This is a genomic window from Pseudoalteromonas carrageenovora IAM 12662 (genome assembly GCF_900239935.1).
Lineage (GTDB): Bacteria > Pseudomonadota > Gammaproteobacteria > Enterobacterales > Alteromonadaceae > Pseudoalteromonas > Pseudoalteromonas carrageenovora.
The window spans coordinates 2,599,824-2,619,401 of record NZ_LT965928.1 but is presented as its reverse complement, the minus strand read 5'-3'; the positions used below and the strand labels follow the sequence as shown (position 1 = coordinate 2,619,401).

The 19,578-nt window shown below is 39.7% G+C and carries 15 protein-coding genes and 1 other annotated feature; of the genes, 10 read left to right on the top strand and 5 right to left on the bottom strand.

Annotation, left to right across the window (positions count from 1 at the left end):
- The first annotated feature begins 27 nt into the window (after nucleotides 1–27).
- On the top strand, nucleotides 28–2,604 hold the full coding sequence (clpB, locus tag ALFOR1_RS11845; protein ID WP_104643087.1) for an ATP-dependent chaperone ClpB: 2,577 nt from the start codon (nucleotides 28–30) through the stop codon (nucleotides 2,602–2,604).
- A 45-nt stretch (nucleotides 2,605–2,649) separates the two neighbouring features.
- On the opposite strand, the gene ALFOR1_RS11840 is transcribed toward clpB, so the two are convergent.
- The gene (locus tag ALFOR1_RS11840; RefSeq protein WP_104643662.1) at nucleotides 2,650–4,197 is read right to left on the bottom strand and encodes a methyl-accepting chemotaxis protein; all 1,548 of its coding nucleotides are present in this window, start codon (nucleotides 4,195–4,197) and stop codon (nucleotides 2,650–2,652) included.
- 461 nt (nucleotides 4,198–4,658) lie between these two features.
- On the opposite strand from ALFOR1_RS11840, the gene gshA reads away from it, so the two are divergent.
- Nucleotides 4,659–6,233, top strand: a complete 1,575-nt coding sequence (gshA, locus tag ALFOR1_RS11835; protein WP_104643661.1) for a glutamate--cysteine ligase — start codon at nucleotides 4,659–4,661, stop codon at nucleotides 6,231–6,233.
- A gap of 138 nt (nucleotides 6,234–6,371) precedes the next feature.
- Nucleotides 6,372–6,983, top strand: a complete 612-nt coding sequence (locus ALFOR1_RS11830) for a transglycosylase SLT domain-containing protein (RefSeq protein ID WP_058548507.1) — start codon at nucleotides 6,372–6,374, stop codon at nucleotides 6,981–6,983.
- Between the two features lie 48 nt (nucleotides 6,984–7,031).
- Here the strand turns inward: ALFOR1_RS11830 and ALFOR1_RS11825 are convergent, their stop codons facing one another.
- On the bottom strand, nucleotides 7,032–8,300 hold the full coding sequence (locus ALFOR1_RS11825; RefSeq protein ID WP_131692458.1) for an HlyC/CorC family transporter: 1,269 nt from the start codon (nucleotides 8,298–8,300) through the stop codon (nucleotides 7,032–7,034).
- 61 nt (nucleotides 8,301–8,361) lie between these two features.
- Nucleotides 8,362–9,168, bottom strand: a complete 807-nt coding sequence (locus ALFOR1_RS11820) for a cytochrome C assembly family protein (protein WP_058548506.1) — start codon at nucleotides 9,166–9,168, stop codon at nucleotides 8,362–8,364.
- Between the two features lie 251 nt (nucleotides 9,169–9,419).
- Between ALFOR1_RS11820 and ffh the strand changes: the two genes are divergently transcribed.
- The 6 genes from ffh (at nucleotide 9,420) to tyrA (ending at nucleotide 14,491) form a co-directional block, all read left to right on the top strand.
- Nucleotides 9,420–10,799, top strand: coding sequence for a signal recognition particle protein (gene ffh / locus ALFOR1_RS11815; RefSeq protein WP_058548505.1), 1,380 nt, complete (start codon nucleotides 9,420–9,422; stop codon nucleotides 10,797–10,799).
- Nucleotides 10,800–11,049: 250 nt separating this feature from the next.
- Nucleotides 11,050–11,298, top strand: a complete 249-nt coding sequence (gene rpsP / locus ALFOR1_RS11810) for a 30S ribosomal protein S16 (protein WP_058548504.1) — start codon at nucleotides 11,050–11,052, stop codon at nucleotides 11,296–11,298.
- 17 nt (nucleotides 11,299–11,315) lie between these two features.
- Nucleotides 11,316–11,852, top strand: a complete 537-nt coding sequence (gene rimM, locus ALFOR1_RS11805; protein ID WP_058548503.1) for a ribosome maturation factor RimM — start codon at nucleotides 11,316–11,318, stop codon at nucleotides 11,850–11,852.
- A complete protein-coding gene (gene trmD, locus ALFOR1_RS11800) occupies nucleotides 11,852–12,619 on the top strand; it encodes a tRNA (guanosine(37)-N1)-methyltransferase TrmD (RefSeq protein ID WP_058548502.1) in 768 nt (255 codons plus the stop codon). The genes rimM and trmD overlap by 1 nt, the downstream gene beginning before the upstream one ends.
- A 33-nt stretch (nucleotides 12,620–12,652) precedes the next feature.
- A complete protein-coding gene (gene rplS, locus ALFOR1_RS11795; protein ID WP_058548501.1) occupies nucleotides 12,653–13,012 on the top strand; it encodes a 50S ribosomal protein L19 in 360 nt (119 codons plus the stop codon).
- A 345-nt stretch (nucleotides 13,013–13,357) separates the two neighbouring features.
- Nucleotides 13,358–14,491 (top strand): bifunctional chorismate mutase/prephenate dehydrogenase, encoded by a 1,134-nt coding sequence (gene tyrA, locus ALFOR1_RS11790; protein WP_058548727.1) that lies wholly within the window; start codon nucleotides 13,358–13,360, stop codon nucleotides 14,489–14,491.
- A 70-nt stretch (nucleotides 14,492–14,561) separates the two neighbouring features.
- Here the strand turns inward: tyrA and ALFOR1_RS11785 are convergent, their stop codons facing one another.
- Complete coding sequence (locus ALFOR1_RS11785; RefSeq protein WP_058548500.1) at nucleotides 14,562–15,719, bottom strand: chorismate mutase; 1,158 nt, start codon at nucleotides 15,717–15,719, stop codon at nucleotides 14,562–14,564.
- Nucleotides 15,720–15,763: 44 nt separating this feature from the next.
- Nucleotides 15,764–15,881, bottom strand: a sequence feature (Phe leader region).
- A 199-nt stretch (nucleotides 15,882–16,080) separates the two neighbouring features.
- Here ALFOR1_RS11785 and ALFOR1_RS11780 point away from each other — a divergent pair.
- On the top strand, nucleotides 16,081–19,095 hold the full coding sequence (locus tag ALFOR1_RS11780; protein WP_104643086.1) for a bifunctional diguanylate cyclase/phosphodiesterase: 3,015 nt from the start codon (nucleotides 16,081–16,083) through the stop codon (nucleotides 19,093–19,095).
- A gap of 131 nt (nucleotides 19,096–19,226) precedes the next feature.
- Here the strand turns inward: ALFOR1_RS11780 and ALFOR1_RS11775 are convergent, their stop codons facing one another.
- Nucleotides 19,227–19,556 carry an SUI1 family translation initiation factor gene (locus tag ALFOR1_RS11775; RefSeq protein ID WP_058548498.1) on the bottom strand — a complete coding sequence of 110 codons (330 nt, stop codon included), beginning with the start codon at nucleotides 19,554–19,556 and terminating at the stop codon, nucleotides 19,227–19,229.
- Nucleotides 19,557–19,578: the final 22 nt, after the last annotated feature.

Genomic DNA, 19,578 nt, shown 5'->3' with positions numbered 1-19,578 from the left:
ATTAGTTTATTAAATAGGTAAACCCTCATGCGTTTAGATAGATTTACAAGCAAATTTCAATCTGCGCTTTCTGATGCGCAATCTTTAGCACTTGGTCGCGACCATCAATTTATTGAGCCCGTGCACTTAATGTATTCATTGCTACAACAAAGTGGCTCAAGTGTGCGAGCGCTATTTGCGCAAACAGGAGTCAGTGCTGACGAGCTCAATACTAAGCTTTCTCAAGAAATTGAAAAGCTCTTTAAAGTCGAAGGTGTTGGAGGCGATGTACAGTTGTCAAACAACATGGCATCACTTATTAACTTATGTGACAAGTATGCGCAAAAACGTAAAGATAAATACATTTCGAGTGAGCTATTTGTACTGGCAGCATGTGATGATAAAGGGCCGCTTGGCGATATATTCCGCTCATTAAATATTACTTCTACAAAAATTGAAAATGCCATTAAAGCAATTCGAGGCGGGCAAAAGGTTGATGATCCTAATGCTGAGGAAACGCGTCAAGCACTCGAAAAATTTACGATTGACTTAACTGAGCGTGCCGAGCAGGGCAAGCTTGATCCTGTAATAGGGCGAGATGACGAAATTCGCCGTACTATTCAAGTGCTTCAGCGACGTACTAAAAATAACCCTGTTTTAATAGGTGAGCCAGGTGTTGGTAAAACAGCAATTGCTGAAGGCCTAGCACAACGTATTATTAATGGTGAAGTGCCTGAAGGATTAAAAAATAAACGTGTTTTATCGCTAGATTTAGGGGCGTTAGTTGCAGGTGCTAAATACCGTGGCGAATTTGAAGAGCGTTTAAAATCAGTTCTCAACGAGTTGGCTAAAGAAGAAGGTCAAGTCATCTTATTTATTGATGAAATACACACTATTGTAGGTGCCGGTAAAAGCGACGGTGCGATGGATGCGGGCAATATGCTAAAACCTGCACTAGCACGTGGCGAGCTACATTGCGTGGGGGCGACTACGCTTGATGAGTACCGCAAATACATAGAAAAAGATGCAGCACTTGAGCGTCGTTTTCAAAAAGTATTAATTGAAGAGCCATCAGTTGAAGACACCATCGCAATTTTACGTGGCTTAAAAGAGCGCTATGAGTTGCATCATTCTGTAGAAATTACAGATCCTGCAATAGTTGCTGCCGCGCAATTGTCGCATCGTTATATTAGTGACCGCCAATTGCCAGATAAAGCGATTGATTTAATAGATGAAGCCGGCTCTTCTATTCGTTTGCAAATTGACTCTAAACCAGAATCGCTTGATAAGCTTGAGCGAAAAATTATTCAGTTAAAACTTGAAGATAATGCACTTGCTAAAGAAAAGGACGAAGCGAGTCAAAAGCGCCGCAGTGAAATGCAAGAGTTGATCACAGATCTTGATTCGCAGTACAGAGAGCTTGATGAAATTTGGAATGCAGAAAAAGCATCACTGCAAGGCACACAAGTTATTAAAGCTGAGCTCGAACAAGCACGCTTAGACTTAGATGTAGCACGCAGAGCAAGCGACTTACAACGTATGTCAGAATTGCAATACGGGCGTATTCCAGAGCTTGAGCGTAAGCTCGATTTAGCTTCTCAAGCTGAAATGCAAGAAATGACCTTACTTAAAAACCAAGTAGGGGAAGACGAAATAGCTGAAATACTCTCACGCTGGACAGGTATCCCTGTATCAAGAATGCTTCAAGGTGAGCGTGAAAAGCTACTTCAAATGGAAGATAAGCTTCATAGTAAAGTAATAGGACAAGACGAAGCCGTTGTAGCGGTGGCAAATGCTATACGTCGCTCACGTGCGGGGCTTGCTGATCCTAACCGCCCAATTGGCTCATTTTTATTTTTAGGCCCGACAGGTGTTGGTAAAACAGAGTTAACAAAAGCGCTTGCAGGCTTTATGTTTGATACCGAAGATGCCATGGTACGCATTGATATGTCTGAGTTTATGGAAAAGCATTCAGTAGCGCGTCTCGTAGGGGCACCTCCTGGTTATGTAGGCTATGAGGAGGGAGGTTATTTAACCGAAGCCGTTCGTCGTAAGCCATACTCGGTAATATTGCTTGATGAGATTGAAAAAGCACATCCTGATGTATTCAATATTTTACTTCAAGTACTTGATGATGGACGCTTAACTGATGGGCAAGGCCGCACAGTTGATTTTAAAAATACCGTGATCATTATGACCTCAAACTTAGGCTCAGATATCATTCAAGAACAGGCTGGCAACAACGACTATGCAACCCTCAAAAATAAAGTGATGGATGTGCTTATCAGCGAGTTTAGGCCTGAATTTATTAACCGTATAGATGAAACAGTTGTATTTCATCCATTAGCTAACGAGCACATAAAAGAAATTGCTGATATTCAGTTGATGAAACTTCGTGAACGTTTAACCGAAATGGGTTACTTACTTGAAATAAGTGATGCAGCGCTTGAGCGAATTGCAGCCAGTGGATTTGACCCTGTTTATGGGGCGCGTCCACTAAAACGTGCAATTCAACAAACTATTGAAAACCCATTAGCGCAAAAGCTACTTAGTGGAGATTACTTATCAGGTAGTGTTATCACTATAGATGCAAATGACGAAGGCTTAGTTTTTGCGAATCGTTAGCCTTTAAGCTATAAAACAAAGCCGCTATTTATATAGCGGCTTTTTTTATACTTTAAATGTGAGCAGTAAATCATTTACTTTACGAGAGCCCTCAACAAGTTCAGCTGTACCTGTTGCTACGTTAAAGCTTAGACTTAGATTGTTATCACTAAAGCTTTTAATTTGCGTAACGTTATGACTAATGTCGTTACTCACCATTTGCTGCTCTTCTGCAGCTGAAGATATTTGCATCGCTAATTGCGATATTTCACTTATTTGATTAAAAATACCCTCTAACTCAACCTGAGTTTGCGCCGTTTTATTAACACAGTTATCAGCCTGGTTTTTAGTGTTTTGCATTACTTTTGACCAGTTGAATAAGGTATCTTGTATTTCTTTAATCGAGCTGTGGATTTGAGTTGTTGCGTTTTGAGTTCGAGAGGAGAGTGTTCTTACTTCATCAGCTACAACCGCAAAACCACGGCCATGTTCACCTGCTCTGGCAGCTTCAATGGCTGCATTAAGTGCAAGTAGGTTAGTTTGATCCGCAATACCTTCAATTTCACTCATAACTTGCCCAATTTTATCAGCCTCATCAGCTAAACTGCTTGCTGTTGAAGCTGCCTGTTCAACTTGAGAAGCCAAATCAGTAACCATATAACTATTATCAGCAATGTGTTCTTTTATTTCTGAACAACTTTGATGTGTTGAATTTACCTTGTCAGCAGTTTCTGCGGTATTAATTGATATTTCACCAATTGTAGAGCTCATTTGCGTCATTGCTGATGCAATTTGCTCTAAACGCTCACCTTGTGATGCAATTCCTTTTTCAGTGAGGGTTGACTGCTCATCTAAATTAATTGCAATACCGTTGAAGCTTTCTGTTGAGTCTTTAACGCGACCTAAAACGGTGCGTAATTTAGCAGTAAGCAGTTGTTCTCTGTAGTCACTGACGCTGTGAGGGGTATTTCCACTGTATATATAACGCGATACAGAGTCAGCTTTTGCTTTTTGTTCTCGTAAAATAGCAGGAGTTGTAATTAATTCATCAAAGTTAAGGGCAACAACAACTATAAACACTAATGAGCTGATTAAAGCCATACTTATAGAGGCAAATATAGCAATACCTACAAGCCATACTAACGCGCAAATAAAACTAATAACCTGTCGAAGCTGACTGTGTTCACGAATGCTTGATATTGATTTCCCTGCATTAATTTTATTATAAAGTGAATGTGCTCGCTTTTTTAGCTCTTCGCTGGGCTTTGTTCTAACCGACTGGTAACCAATAAGTTGGCCATGCGCAAAAATGGGCGTTACAAATGCATCTACCCAGTAATAACGACCATCTTTGCAACGGTTTTTTACCATCCCTCGCCATGAATGGCCTTGCTTTAATGTTTCCCACATTTCTTTAAAAGCTGCTTTAGGCATATCAGGGTGGCGTACAATACTGTGATTTTTACCTATGAGTTCCTGTTCGCTGTACCCTGCAATTGAGCAAAATTCTTGGTTCGCATATGTGACTACCCCTCTTAGGTCGGTGGTAGAGACAAGCTCCTGCGATTGTTCGAAATGTACTTCTTCATTTTTTAAGCTTTTATTATTGCGCATAATATTTTTTATCATCCTTTACTGTTGGCGCAATTATATTGCTTAGTAGGTACAAAGCAAAAAAAGAAGAGAATTGGTTAGTCGTAACGACTCAAATAAATGCTTTTATTGATCTAGATCAAATTTTAAAATGGCTAGAGGCTGTTGGGCTGTGCGAATTAAAATTAAGGTAACTGAATTTTGTGCTTCTTTTTACTTGGTTTGGGTCTACTTATAAGTACAGAGGTTTTATGAGTTTAATTTTTGCGTAAATATACACTTAAGCATTTGTATAATAGCTACAGCAGTGGCAAGATTATGACTTAATTTAATCATATTGGTTATATCAAGCGTATATAGGGTCCGGGTAAATATTTCATTAATTTTGATAATTTACACCCTTCTTATTAATTTAATCTTGAGTCTAAGCAATTAGCCCCCATAACCGTATGATTAAGCCACGTGGCCCGAGGAAAGATTTTTTGACAACACATGATTTAACTAACGCACTTGAAGCGTTATCTGTAAATGAGCACCAATACGCAGTTAAAGGCATTAAACGTGGTATAGAGCGAGAGTCGCTAAGAATTAAAAGCGATGGCGTAATTTCAGCTAAAGGTCACCCAAAAGGGGTGGGCAGTGCGTTAACTAATGGACATATCACAACTGATTTCTCAGAGTCGCTACTTGAATTTATTACTCCAGTTAGTGAGTCCTCTACACAAACACTCAAGCAATTAAAAGATCTGCAAAAGTTTACGCTTGAAAAAATGGGCGATGAATTACTTTGGCCTATAAGTATGCCGTGTTTTATCGAGCACCAAGACGACATTGTGCTTGCGCAGTTTGGTGATTCTAATACGGGTAAAATGAAAACCCTGTACCGTGAAGGTTTAAAAAACCGTTATGGCAGTATGATGCAAGCTATAGCTGGTGTGCATTTTAATATTTCATTTCCTGACTCGCTTTGGCAGTCGCTGCATACACTAAAACAAAGCGATGCAAGCCTTCAAGATTTTATTTCAGATGGTTACCTTTCGCTAATTCGTAATTTTAAACGTGAGTTGTGGTTAATAAGTTATATGTTTGGTGCTTCACCTGCACTATGTAACTCATTTTTACAAGGTCGAAAAACTGACTTACCATTTAAAAAGTTAGGTAAAGGGACGCTTTATTTAGAAGTGGGTACAGCACTTCGTTTAGGTAATTTAGGGTATACCAATAGCGCTCAGTCATCATTACGTGTTATGTACAACTCACTAGATGAGTATGTGGCAGGTCTTAAAAAAGCAATCAACACACCCTCAGATATTTACGGCGACCTTGACGACTACACTAGTAAGACGCCAAAGCAGCTAAACAAAAATATATTACAGATTGAAAACGAGTTTTATTCACCAATTCGTCCTAAACGTAATGCAAAAAGTGGTGAAACACCAACAGATGCTTTACTCAGAGCGGGTATTGAGTATGTCGAAATTCGTGCCTTAGATGTTAATCCATTTAGTGAAGTAGGTATTGATCTTGAGCAAATTCACTTCTTAGATGTATTTTTGACGTACTGCTTATTAAAAGATTCACCAGAAATGGATTGGAAAGAGCAAGCACGCAGTACTGAAAACCTTGATACAGTTGTGAACCAAGGTAGAGAAGCAGGTTTAATGCTTAATTTTAATAATGGTTCTCGTAGCTTGCAATCGTGGGGTGATGAAATATTCACACAGCTTGCTGATGTTGCTAAGTGGATGGACACTGCATATGGTGTTGATTATTACTCAAACACTATTAAGCGCATGGCGACGTGGGTTCATAATCCAGAGCTTACTTATTCTGGGCGTTATGTAGCACAGCTTAAAGAGTCTGGCTTAGATAATGGGCATTTTGCTTTAGCACTTGCTAATAAATATAAGCAAAGTCATGAATCTACCGATTACAGTGAGTTTTTAAAGCCATGGCTTGAGCAGCAAGTTATAGTGTCAAATGAAGCTAGAGCTGCAATTGAAAGCGCCGACACTTTAACGTTTACTGCATTTTTAGATGCGTACTTTAAAAAGTAAATACTTTTTAAAGTTTAAAAAAAACGCAGCCCAAGGTGGCTGCGTAAATATTTTTCAGGGATGAAACAATGCTGTACTGCTGCATTCATAAGCTCAGACCCACGCTTTTTTAAAAAAGTTCAGTGAGATATTAAAAAAATGAAAAAAAATGCAATTATTTTATCTCTTGCCCTCACTTTAGCTGGGTGTGCTACCGCTCCTCCCAAACAGCCTAATGATTTATGTAAGATTTTTGAAGAAAAGCCAGATTGGTATTTTGACGCAAAAGATGCTCAAGAAAAATGGGGATCACCAAAACATGTACTCATGAGCATGATGTATCAAGAAAGCTCATTTAAGCATGATGCAGCGCCGCCAATGGAATACTTTTTATGGATAATACCTACAGGCCGTGCAAGTGATGCGTATGGCTATTCTCAAGCTAAAACACCGACATGGTCTGACTACATTCGTGAAACCGGTAACAATGGCGCAGATAGAGATGACTTTGATGATGCAATCGACTTTATGGCGTGGTTTGTTTATAAAACCCACAAAGTAAACAAAATATCAAAGTGGGACGCTTACGCACAGTACCTTAATTATCACGAAGGGTGGGGTGGATATAAGCGCGGCACGTACAAAAAGAAGAAGTGGTTAATGAGTGTGGCTAACAAAGTTAAGCATCGCGCTAGTCGTTATGGTGTGCAGTTAAAGCGCTGTGAGGAAGAGCTAGATAAAGGTTGGTTTGAGCGTTTATTATTTGGTTAAGCTTTTGTAGATATTAAAAAAAGGAGTCAATTGACTCCTTTTTTTAATTTATTTGGTTCGCATATTAGGCTGTATTTTTACTTGTTTTATCATGTTCTCTTTTACTTCAAGAACTTCAACAGGGTAGCCTGCAATACGTAAACTGAGATTAGCGTCAGGAATATCTTCTAAGTATTCCACAATTAAACCACTGAGAGTTTTAGGCCCATCAAGCGGAAATTCCCAACCCATTTCTTTATTTAAATCGCGAACGTTTGCCCCACCATCAACAATGCAAGAGCCATCGCTTTGCGTTGTTACTTCTTCACTTGGTGTGCGAGTTTGTGTAGTAGTGAAGTCGCCAACCACTTCTTCTAAAATATCTTCAAGAGTTACTAAGCCCTGAATATCACCATATTCGTCTACAACTAAACCAATGCGCTCTTTCGATTGCTGAAATTTAAGTAGCTGTGTATTTAACGAGGTGCCTTCAGGAATAAAGTAAATTTCGCGCACTGCACGTAGTAATGAAGGTTTATCAAATTGCTCTTTAGTAAGAAGACGCAGCGCGTCACGTGAGTGAATAAAGCCAACTGCATCATCTATGTTGTCTCTATAAAGTAATACACGTGTATGTTGTGCGTGAGTTAATTGACGACTAATTAGTTTCCAATCGTCATTAATATCAATAGCCACAATTTCATTTCGTGGGATCATAATATCTTCAACAGTAACTTGCTCTAAGTCTAAAATTGAAGTCAACATACTTTGATGGCGAGCAGGTAATAAAGCACCAGATTCATTTACCACAGTTTTAAGCTCTTCTTTGCTCATGCTGTGCTCATCAATTTGTTCTGCACTAATACCAAATAACCTTAATATACCGTTGGTCATCCAGTTAACAATAACAACAAACGGGAAAAGAATTTTAAGTAACCCTTTAAGTATCACAGAGCTCGGAAAAGCAACTTTTTCAGGATACAGAGCAGCAAGCGTTTTAGGCGTTACTTCAGCAAATATAAGTACAACTAAGGTTAATACACCGGTTGCAATAGCAATACCTAAGTCGCCATAAAGACGAATACCTATAATGGTCGCAACTTGGGCCGCAGCTATATTTACTAGATTATTACCAATTAAAATTAGGCCTATGAGTCTATCTGGACGGCTAAGAAGTTTACTGACTCGTTTCGCTGCACGGTGGTCCTCTTTTGCAAGGTGGCGCAAGCGTATACGATTGATTGACATAATCCCGGTTTCTGAACCAGAAAAATAAGCAGAAAAAAGTACCAATAATCCTAAAATGATAAACAGGGTACTTGTCGATATGTCGTCCAACGATGGATCCTTTTTTTATAAATCAATGCGTATTAAGCTAGAGTGAGCAAGCAGAGTCAAGTTAAAACTTATTTAGTATCACTTCTTGTATGAAACGGCTGCCAAAATAAGCAAGTGTGAGGACAAATGCAGCGACCATGATCGTAACAACCACTGGTTTACCACGCCAGCCTTTTTTCATGTGGCCAACTGCTACAACAGCAAAAATAGCCCATGCAACTAACGATAAAATTGTTTTATGAATAAACTCTTTAGCAAACATGCCATCAAGAAATACAAACCCTGATAGTAATGCAAATGTAAGCAAGATAGTGCCTAAATTAAGAAGTTGATAAAGCTGGCGCTCTACAACCATTAAAGGCGGAAGGTGGCTGTGTACAATCGCTAAATCTTTACGTTTAAGACGTTTATCAATAAAGTAAAATTGTACGCCATATAAAGTAGCAATAATTAAAATACAGTAAGCGAGTAACGATAATGAAATATGTGTCACTAAACCAATTTCAATATTAATACTTTGCAGCATAATATGATGCGGAATAAACAAGCTGGCAATCGTTAAGAGTGCACCAAAGCCATAAACAACCGGTAGTAACAACGTAGCTGGGAACTTTAACGACACTGCGGTTACCGAAACAACAATCACCCAGCACGTTAATAAAGCAACATTAACAATACTTAAATCTTGCCCATCGGATCTAAACACAGAGTTAACCAACAGCAGCATATGCGCCACGATAGCTACGGTACTTAAAATCACCGTTACTTTTTGGCTAGGGCCTTGTTGATGAAACAGGCGTGATAGCACGTGAGACGTTGCTAACACATAAAATAAACTGGCAATAATAGTTAAACTAATAATCAGCATTGTGCTTGGGCCACTTAATTTGAGACAAAATAATTCTTGTTGTTATATGGGCATTGTATTTTATAGCAAAGCAAATGCATAGACCTTAAAAAAAGAAACTCAACAAGCTGCACTTGAACACTATATTGTAAGGCGCCATATACGGTATACTACTTTTAATTGAAATTTAATAAGTCAGTCCTTGTTAATTGAAAACTCAAATTAACAGTGTATTTAAAGGATTGATATAAACGTCTTATCGGAACCGTTACATGTTTGAGAACCTCCAAGAACGATTAGGTAAAACCTTAAAAAATATCAGTGGCCGCGGCCGTCTGACTGAAGACAACATTAAAGACACACTTCGCGAAGTGCGTATGGCATTTTTAGAAGCCGATGTGGCACTGCCAGTTGTTCGCGAGTTTGTAAAACAAGTTAAAGAACGCGCAGTGGGCGTTGAGGTAACTAAAAGCCTAAGCCCTGGTCAAGTATTTATAAAAATAGTGCGTGAAGAGCTAGAAAAAGCAATGGGTGAGGCTAACGAAGAGCTAAGCCTAAATGCACAACCGCCAGCAGTCGTCATGATGGCCGGCTTACAAGGTGCGGGTAAAACCACCAGTGTAGCTAAACTTGCTAAATTTTTGAAAGAGAGAAAAAAGAAATCAGTACTAGTAGTAAGTGCCGATGTTTACCGCCCAGCGGCAATTAAACAGCTAGAAACACTTGCAACCGAGGTCGATGTAGATTTTTTCCCAAGTGACATCTCTCAAAAGCCAGTTGATATTGCAACCGCTGCAATTTCACATGCTAAAAAGAAATTTATTGATGTGGTGCTAGTTGATACCGCAGGCCGCTTGCATGTTGATAGCGATATGATGGATGAAATTAAAGACCTTCATAAAGCAATTAACCCGATTGAAACCTTATTTGTAGTTGATGCAATGACAGGTCAAGATGCGGCAAATACAGCAAAAGCCTTTGATGAAGCCTTACCACTTACCGGTGTGATTTTAACAAAAACCGATGGTGATGCTCGAGGTGGTGCAGCCTTATCTATTCGTCACATTACAGGCAAACCTATTAAGTTTATGGGTGTAGGTGAGCGCACTGACGCACTTGAGCCTTTTCATCCGGATCGTATCGCGTCACGTATTTTAGGAATGGGTGACGTACTTTCATTGATCGAAGAAGTCGAGATGAAAGTGGATAAAGAGCAAGCTGCTAAGGTTGCTGAAAAAGTATTTAAAGGAGCTGGCTTTACCCTTGATGATTTTGCTGATCAACTTAAGCAAATGAAAAACATGGGCGGTATGATGTCGATGCTTGATAAATTACCAGGTATGGCTAACTTACCAGATGCTGTTAAGGGCCAAATGGGTGATAAGACATTTGTTCAAATGGAAGCTATTATCAGCTCTATGACTAAACAAGAGCGTGCTCGCCCTGAAATTATTAAAGGCTCACGTAAAAAACGTATTGCAGCTGGCTCTGGTACTCAAGTGCAAGAGATTAATAAGTTGCTAAAACAATTTACGCAGATGCAAAAAATGATGAAAAAAATGAAAGGCAAAGGCGGCATGCAAAAAATGATGCGCGGTATGAAAGGCATGTTACCACCTGGAATGATGGGTGGCGGTGGCCCTAAATTTTAATCTTGCGACTTAAACAGTGCTATATAATGTATAACAAAGGGGCTATATAGCCCTTTTTTGTTGAATAAATTATGCGCACAACAGGGCGTTCTCTTTGATTTCCTCCTCAGATCACGGTTTAACCTACTAATCTGCCATTTTGCATCACTTCTTACTTGCATTGTTGCTAAAAACTCGTACAATTCCCCAGCTCCCCATACTGGGGAGTAAATCTTATTAATGAAAACAGTCAATCTATTTAGAGGACGGTATGGTAACTATTCGTTTGCAACGTGGTGGCGCTAAAAAACGCCCTTTCTATCAAATTGTGGTTGCGGATAGCCGTTTCTCGCGTGACGGTCGCTTCATCGAGAAAGTAGGCTTTTTTAACCCTATTGCTTCAGGTCAAGAAGAAAAAATTCGTTTAGATTTACCACGTGTTGATCACTGGGTAGGTCAGGGCGCATCTCTTTCAGATCGCGTAGCTAAGTTAGTAAAAGACGCTCGTAAAGCGGCTTAATAGGCGTAAGTGTAACCATGAGTCAAGAGAACACCTCATCAATAATTGTCGTAGGAAAGCTCGGTGCCCCATATGGTATAAAGGGCTGGCTTAAGGTACATTCATTTACTGATGATCCCCAAGGGATCTTCGATTTCAGCCCGTGGTTGATAGGGCAGCAAGGTAAATGGCAGACCTTAGAAGTGGTCGACTGGCGTCGCCACAACAAAGGCTTTATCGCCAAGTTTGCGCAAATTAATGATCGTGACGAAGCAATGGCTTATACCCATGCAGAAATTTCGATGGATTCAGCGCAATTACCAGAACTCCCGCAAGGTGAGTTTTATTGGCGAGATCTCATTGGCATGTCGGTTGTAACTGATAAAGGTTATAGCTTAGGCACTGTTGATGACCTGATGGAGACAGGATCAAATGACGTACTGGTTGTTAAAGCAAACAGTAAAGACGCATTTGGTCAGGCAGAGCGTTTAATTCCTTTTTTAACTGATTCAGTTATCAAAGAAGTTAAGCATGATGCAAGAGAAATTACCGTAGACTGGGATCCTGGGTTTTAATGACTCAAACTAGTTCATTGTGGGTAGGGGTGATAAGCCTTTTCCCTGACATGTTTGATGCTATTACACACCAAGGTGTAACTGGTCGCGCAGTAAAAAATGGTTTAATTGATTTTAACTGCTTTAATCCACGAGACTACGCTTTAGATAAGCATAGAACCGTAGATGACCGTCCTTACGGGGGCGGGCCGGGTATGTTAATGATGGTTGAGCCATTAAAAAAAGCGATTACCGAAGCCAAACAGGCAGCTGGTGATGGCGCTAAAGTAATTTATATGTCCCCGCAAGGGCGCAAATTAGATCAGCAAGGGGCGAGCGAACTCGCAAACTCTAAAAAACTGATTTTAATTGCCGGTCGCTATGAAGGTATAGACGAGAGAATAATAGAATCGTACGTTGACGAAGAATGGTCAATTGGTGATTTTATTTTGAGTGGTGGTGAGCTACCAGCCATGACATTAATTGACGCAGTAGCGCGATTAGTGCCTGGTGTATTAGGTCACAACCAATCAGCAGAGCAAGATTCATTTTCGGATGGCTTGCTAGATTGTCCTCACTATACACGGCCAGAAACATTGGACGACAAACAGGTGCCTGCTGTATTACTCAGCGGAAACCACCAAGAGATAGCAAAATGGCGGCTTAAGCAGTCATTAGGTAGAACTTGGTTACGACGTCCTGACTTGTTGCATAACCTAGCTCTGACTGAGGAGCAAGCGGTATTACTCGCACAATTTCAGCAAGAGTACCAAAAAGCTTGTGGCTAGAAGACAGTTACACCTAGGAAAGTGAGAAACATAATGGCAAAAGTAAACCAAAATATTATTAAAGCGCTTGAAAATGAGCAGCTTAAAACAGACGTACCTACATTCGGCCCTGGTGATACAGTGGTTGTACAGGTAAAAGTAAAAGAAGGTGCTAAAGAGCGTCTACAGGCCTTTGAAGGTGTTGTAATCGCTAAGCGTAACCGTGGTCTTCACTCAGCATTCACAGTTCGTAAAATTTCGAGCGGTGAAGGTGTTGAGCGTGTATTCCAAACGCACAGCCCTCTTATTGATAGCGTAACAGTTAAGCGTCGCGGTGCAGTTCGTCGTGCTAAGCTTTACTATCTACGTGAGCGTTCTGGTAAATCTGCACGTATTAGAGAAAAACTTAACTAATACGCGCTGTTTATCAACGCAAAAAAACGGGTTGCATCCTTCGGGTTGCAGCCCGTTTTGGTTTCTGGAATAATTTTCACCGCTCACCGCTCACCGCTCACCGCTCACCGCTCACCGCTCACCGCTCACCGCTCACCGCTCACCGCTCACCGCTCACCGCTCACCGCTCACCGCTCACCGCTCACCGCTCACCGCTCACCGCTCACCGTTATTGGCTCCCAGCCGCAGTAAAATTTTAGTATTAGCCTTTTCTCAGTTAAGCGATCCTGTTAGTATTTATCGTATTGATTAGTTTACTTTTTTGTAAATTTAAATTTACGATATTGGCTTTAAGGTGAAATGAACGTGGCAGACATTAGCGATTTAGCACAGTTAAGAGATGGTATAGACGAGTGCGACGCACAGCTGGTTGCTTTACTAGCTAAACGTAACAGCATTACGCAAAAAATTGGCGAAGTAAAACAGCAAACAGGTGCGCCCTTACATGCCCCTGAACGCGAAGCCGCACTGCTAGCAGCAAGACGACAAGAAGCTATCAAGCAAAATGTAAGCCCTGATCTCGTTGAAGATATACTAAGACGTATGATGCGCGAGGCTTATCAAAATCAGCAAGCAAAACTTGCTTGTGCTGCGCCACAGCTTTCACCTATTGTTATTGTAGGTGGCCAAGGCGCAATGGGGCAGTTATTTGCGCAGCAGTTTATTCGCTCTGGCTACGACGTTAAAATCTTAGATAAAGATCAGCAAGACGAGGCGCAAAGTATTTTAAAAGGTGCCAAACTCGTAATGGTGAGCGTGCCTATTAATGCACTAGATTCCGTAGTCGCTAAATTGCCTAAACTTGATGATGACTGCTTGCTTGTAGATATAACGTCGGTGAAGCAATCACCTATTAAAGCATTAAAAGCGGCGCATAGTGGGCCGGTAGTTGGTTTACACCCAATGTTTGGACCTGATATTTCTCACTGGGTTAAACAAACCGTTGTTGTATGTGAGGGGCGGGATCATTTAGCTGCTCAAGGGTTATTACAACAACTACAAGTATGGGGATGCCAGCTGGTTGAACTTGATGCTAAAAAGCACGATGAAGCAATGCAAATTATTCAAGTTATGCGTCATTTAACAACATTTGTCTATGGGCAGTTTTTGGCTAAGCAAAGCCATACACTCGAAGAGCTACGTAGTTGTTCATCGCCTATATACCAATTGGAGCTGATGATGGTGGGCCGCTTGTTTGCGCAATCACCGGAGCTTTACTCAGATATTATGTTAGCGCAATTTGATGACGTAGAAAGCTTATTAGCACAGTATCAAGATACTTTCGCTGAAACGCTTGAAAAGTTAAAGGCGGGCGATAAAACTTCGCTTATAGATGCATTTGCTGATGCAAAATCTTATTTTTCAGATTCTACGGCACATTTTTTAACGCAAAGCCGAAGCTTATTAAATAAAGCGAATGACGCTAAAGTACTCGACTAACCTTTATAATTTAATTGTATGAACTAAAAAAGGGCCAGTTCAGGCCCTTTTTTAGTTATAAAGCGAGGGGTTAAGTGTTAACACTAACTGCTTGTAATGTCTCGCTCTGATAGCAGCCTAAAACACGTACATACTGTGTGTATTCTTTAAGTTCTTCTAGCGCTTCTTTTACTTGGCTATCAGCTAAGTTTGCTTCTAAATCAACATAAAACACTTCTTCCCACGGATTGCCTGGAGTAGGACGCGATTCAAGTTTTACTAAGTTAATTTGATGCTGTTTAAAAACCATTAAAGCATCAGCAAGTGAACCTGCTTGTTGCTTAGTTGACATTATTAAGCTTGTTTTAGTTGGGATCTGGTTAGACACTTGCAAAGGTTTGCGCGCAACAACAATAAAGCGGCTGTGGTTTTCGCTTTGGTTGGCAAGATTTGACTTAATTACCTCAAGGCCAACGTTTTTACCAGCTTGTGCTGAGCCAATGGCTGCACTATTTGGTGTATTTAACGCCGATTGTAGTGCGCTTGATGTTGAGTCACATGTTTCATGTTGTAAATCACCTAAGCCTTGCAAAAAGCGACTGCACTGAGCAAACGGTTGAGGATGAGCAAATATTTTTGTTAATTGGCCTAATTCCGTCTCAGGATTGGCAAGTAAGCAGTGCTCTACACTGTGAGTCACTTCACCGACGATAGACACTTGGGCATGTTGTAGCAAGTCAAATACTTCATTAATACTACCAGAGCTTGTATTTTCAATTGGCAGTAAACCAAAGTCGGCTTGACCGTTCTCTACTTTACCGGTGATTTCATCAAACGAAGTACAGCCAATTTCAATTAGTTTTCCTGGGCGGCGACTAAAGTACTTATGACAAGCAAGCTGGCTGTATGAGCCTTGGCCACCAAGATAAGTAACACGATGAGTTTCGCTAAGTGCATCTGGGTTTAAATTTTTTTGTAGCATTGCTTGCTGATGTAATACTGAGTCTTCCAAAATGGTCTGAAAAACATTGTTTACGTAATAAGCATCTAAACCAAGTGACTTACCATAACCAATTAGCTTCTCTAATAGGGCGAGCTCGCGGGCTTCATCGCGTATAGGCTTATTGTTAGCAATTTTGTATTCGACTACGCCATGGCTAATGCGGCGACGTTTTGCTAATAACACAAGTAAGTCAGAGTCTATTTCATTAATGTCGTGTCTGAGTGTGTTTAACACATCGTTTGTCATTTTGGTTTCCTCATTCCAAAAATACGCTGTTATTTAACAGCAAAAACAAAAAAGCCTCCCAGTTGGGAGGCTTTACTATTCGATTGATTTTATCTCACAAACAGGGAAGCCTCTTCTATATAAAGAAGCTAAAAAAAGAAAAAAAAGCGCGAGAGATAAATATGTTCATGTAGGTAATGTATGGAGAGTTGCCAGTAATGTCAATAAAGATACGCCTCTAAATCGCATCAGAGTGTATTTTATTTACTCAAAATTGGTTTTTATCAAAAGTTCACAAATAATTTATAAATATGAATGTGGATCTGGTATATTTCGTTAACTGGTTCAAATAATAACAATTATTAATAATTAAGGTTGACCCGTGGTTTACAGACGCCCGCCATCGCGTTTTGGATTAAATTCTTTAAGTGTAAAACTGTCTCTGCTTATATCGGCTATTTGTTTAATAGCAGGAGTATGTGCGGCTGCCTTAATGCTTAAGTCAGAAGAAAAACAGCTTGTTTTTGAAGAACATGAAGTTTTAAAAAGCTCAACAGACTTATTGGTTAAGCAGTTTAACGAACGCATTCAAACAAAATTAAACATTGCCCAACAAGCTAATAATGTAGTGACTGAACAGCTTTTTCAGGAAAACTCATCTGTTAACTTAAAAAATAAATCGCAACTACAATTTAATAGTGATGGTACGATCAGAAGTGCTTCAGCTGATGGTCTGTCTGCTGCATTTTTACCTCAGCAAAATTACTCGCCTTTTTATAAACGCCTGTTTAATGACTCAGAGACGCTTTGGCGTATTATTTCTCCAACGCTTGTACATGACTTTTTCAACTTTTACCTTATAACAAATGATGACTTTATTCGTGTATCTCCGCCTAATTGGGCACTCAATGCACCTGCTGATTTTAGTGTTACAAATGGCTCTACTTATAAATATATTAAAAGTAAATTAGGTACTGAGCGAAGCCCTGCTTGGTCAAAAGTATACTACGACAAGGTATGGCATAAATGGGTAATAAGCTTGTTAGTGCCTGTTTATGTAGACAACGAATTTTTAGGCGTCACTGGTAGTGATATTGCTTTAAATAAATTAATTTCTTTTTTACCGGTAGGCGATAAAGAAAAGCACTTGCTTGTATTTAATAGCAAAGGACAGTTACTAGCGCACCCTAACTTAAACCCTGCGTTATTAGCAGATTACGCTGGTGAAAACAAAGGACTAAGCACTAATGAGTTGGTAAACCCAGAGCTACAATCGATTATTGATGATGTAATAAGAGTTAAATTACCCGAATACGCCAACTCGTTTAAAAAGAATGATGAAGCTCACATTATTAATATTAGAAAAATTGATGATTTAGATTGGTATATCGGCGTGTATAAAAAGCGCTCTTCAACGCTCTCTGCGTTGCAAGATTTAAAGCTCAAATTTTTTGGTTTATTTATCCTTTATGCTGTTCTAGTGGCGCTGCTATTACATCAAGCGTTATATCAGTTAGTTTTACGCAGAATTCATACGCTTGTACATGCAGTAACAGGATTTGGTAAAGGTCAGCTATTAACTGAGTTCCCGCCAGAAAATAAAGACGAAATTGGTACACTTAATGGCTCATTTAGAGACATGACAGTTGAAATTCGTAAACTTATTGATGGCTTGAATCAGCGAATTACAGAGAAAGAAATAGCAGAAAAAGCGGCAAACCGCCTATCTAAAGCTGTGGCGTTCTCTGGTACTGGTGTGGTTATAACCGATGCAAATTTTGTTATTGAGTATGTAAACCCTAAAATGCTTGAAATGACCGGCTACCCAGAGAGCCACTTCAATCGAGCGCCTTTACTGAGTATTATTGCCTCTGAAATGGCTATTTTAGTTGATGATATAAACATTGATTTACGCAGTCGCAATTACTGGCGCGGAGATACCCTAATTCAGGGCTTAAACAAAGAACCTATTTGGGTATCTTTGAGTGTATCGCCAATTCGTGAAGACGGCGGAGAAATAACAAGCTATGTAGCATCAGCACAAGATATTTCGTTTGTTAAAGAAAGCCAACGAAAAATGGAGCAGCTTGCTTATTTTGATACTTTAACGGGCCTTGCAAACAGAACCTTTTTTAGAATGCAATTACGTAAATCAATGGCGCTCGCTGAGCGCGGACACTATGCATTTGCACTATTTTACTTTGATTTAGATGAATTTAAACGAATTAACGATACGCTTGGTCATGATGCTGGTGATCAGCTTTTAATTGAAGTTGCAAATAGGCTTAAAAAACGCTTAAGGGCAGAAGACACTATTGCCCGTTTAGGCGGTGATGAGTTTGCTGTATTACTCAGTGGCATTGAAAGCCAAGAGCATGCAAGTGACGTAGCAAATACGATTCAAAAAACACTTAATATACCTATTAAGCTTGGTAACAACGAAGTAATAGTTAGCGCTAGTATTGGTATTACTATGGCTCCGTACGATAGTTTAGAGGAAGACCAGTTATTAAAACACGCTGACTTAGCTATGTACGAGGCTAAAGCAAAGGGTCGTAATACATACCACTTTTATAGCCAAGAGTTAAACGCTGCGGCTAATGAGCGCTTATTCATAGAAAACGAATTACGTATAGCGTTAAAAGAAAAGCAATTTGTAGTTCACTACCAGCCACAGGTAGACAGCAGGAATCAAAAAGTTATTGGCTATGAAGCATTATTAAGATGGTTCCACCCAACTGAGGGATTAATTCCGCCAGATAAATTCATTCCAATCGCAGAGGCTACAGGTTTAATCGTTGAGTTAGGCGAGTGGGTGCTACAGGAGTCTTGTGACTTTGCTGTTAGGCTAAGTGAGCAGGGACTTGAAAATAATATTTCAATTAACTTATCTGCTCGTCAGTTTAAAGATTCAAACTTGGTTCCTACATTGAGCAAAATGATAATTCGCTCAGGCGTATCTGCAAAACGCCTGCATTTAGAACTGACCGAAAGTATGCTTATGGGCAATGTTGAAGCGGCTATTACGCAATTGCACGAGCTTAAAGCATTAGGTATTTCTATTTCTATTGATGACTTTGGTACTGGTTATTCATCACTTAGTTATTTAAAACGTTTCCCTGTAGATATACTCAAAATTGACCGTTCATTTGTAAAAGACATCCCAGATGACACAAATGATATGGAAATCACTGCGGCTATTATTGCTATGGCGCAAAAGTTAAAACTAGATGTTGTTGCTGAAGGTGTTGAGACGATAGAGCAAATGCAGTTTTTACAAAATAACAACTGCTTTATTGTGCAAGGGTATTATTATAGCCCGCCAATACCTGAGTACGACTTACCTAACTTATATGAAAAATTAAATGAGCTTTCAATAAGTGAAGTAACTAACTAGCCTTTAGATGGTAAATCTATTTCAGCTGCTATTTTCAGTGCTAACTGCACTGAATTTACTAAAGTTTGTAGCTATAAAAGTAATAAGGTTAAATAGTTAAACTTGGGCTTGGCTAACTAATAAATTGCGGGTTAACCACCCGCAATTTTAACTTTAAACTTTAACCCTTCTAAAATAGCTTTTAGTTTATCTCGGTCATCGCCTTGTACTTCAATAATGCCTTCTTTAACTGCGCCGCCTTGGCCCATTTTGCTTTTAATGGTTTTAGCTAACTTTTTTAAATCGTGTTCTTTTGGGTCAATACCTACCACTAACATGACACCTTTGCCTTTACGCCCTTTTGTTTGACGTTCTATACGTACAGAGCCATCTTTAAAAAGTTTAGTATCTAGCTCTTTTTCAGGTTTTGGTTGGTCAATTCGACCTGTACTTGTTGAATATACTAAGTGACTATCACTCATAACTTACCTTTAATAGATAAAA

Bases quoted from the DNA above. Each gene is read 5' to 3' on its own strand.
- ALFOR1_RS11830 (WP_058548507.1), top strand. From the start codon at position 6,372: ATGAAAAAAAATGCAATTATTTTATCTCTTGCCCTCACTTTAGCTGGG.
- clpB (WP_104643087.1), top strand. From the start codon at position 28: ATGCGTTTAGATAGATTTACAAGCAAATTTCAATCTGCGCTTTCTGAT.
- ALFOR1_RS11820 (WP_058548506.1), bottom strand. From the start codon at position 9,168: ATGCTGATTATTAGTTTAACTATTATTGCCAGTTTATTTTATGTGTTA.
- rimM (WP_058548503.1), top strand. From the start codon at position 11,316: ATGAGTCAAGAGAACACCTCATCAATAATTGTCGTAGGAAAGCTCGGT.
- ffh (WP_058548505.1), top strand. From the start codon at position 9,420: ATGTTTGAGAACCTCCAAGAACGATTAGGTAAAACCTTAAAAAATATC.
- ALFOR1_RS11785 (WP_058548500.1), bottom strand. From the start codon at position 15,719: ATGACAAACGATGTGTTAAACACACTCAGACACGACATTAATGAAATA.
- ALFOR1_RS11840 (WP_104643662.1), bottom strand. From the start codon at position 4,197: ATGCGCAATAATAAAAGCTTAAAAAATGAAGAAGTACATTTCGAACAA.
- trmD (WP_058548502.1), top strand. From the start codon at position 11,852: ATGACTCAAACTAGTTCATTGTGGGTAGGGGTGATAAGCCTTTTCCCT.
- ALFOR1_RS11775 (WP_058548498.1), bottom strand. From the start codon at position 19,556: ATGAGTGATAGTCACTTAGTATATTCAACAAGTACAGGTCGAATTGAC.
- rplS (WP_058548501.1), top strand. From the start codon at position 12,653: ATGGCAAAAGTAAACCAAAATATTATTAAAGCGCTTGAAAATGAGCAG.
- rpsP (WP_058548504.1), top strand. From the start codon at position 11,050: ATGGTAACTATTCGTTTGCAACGTGGTGGCGCTAAAAAACGCCCTTTC.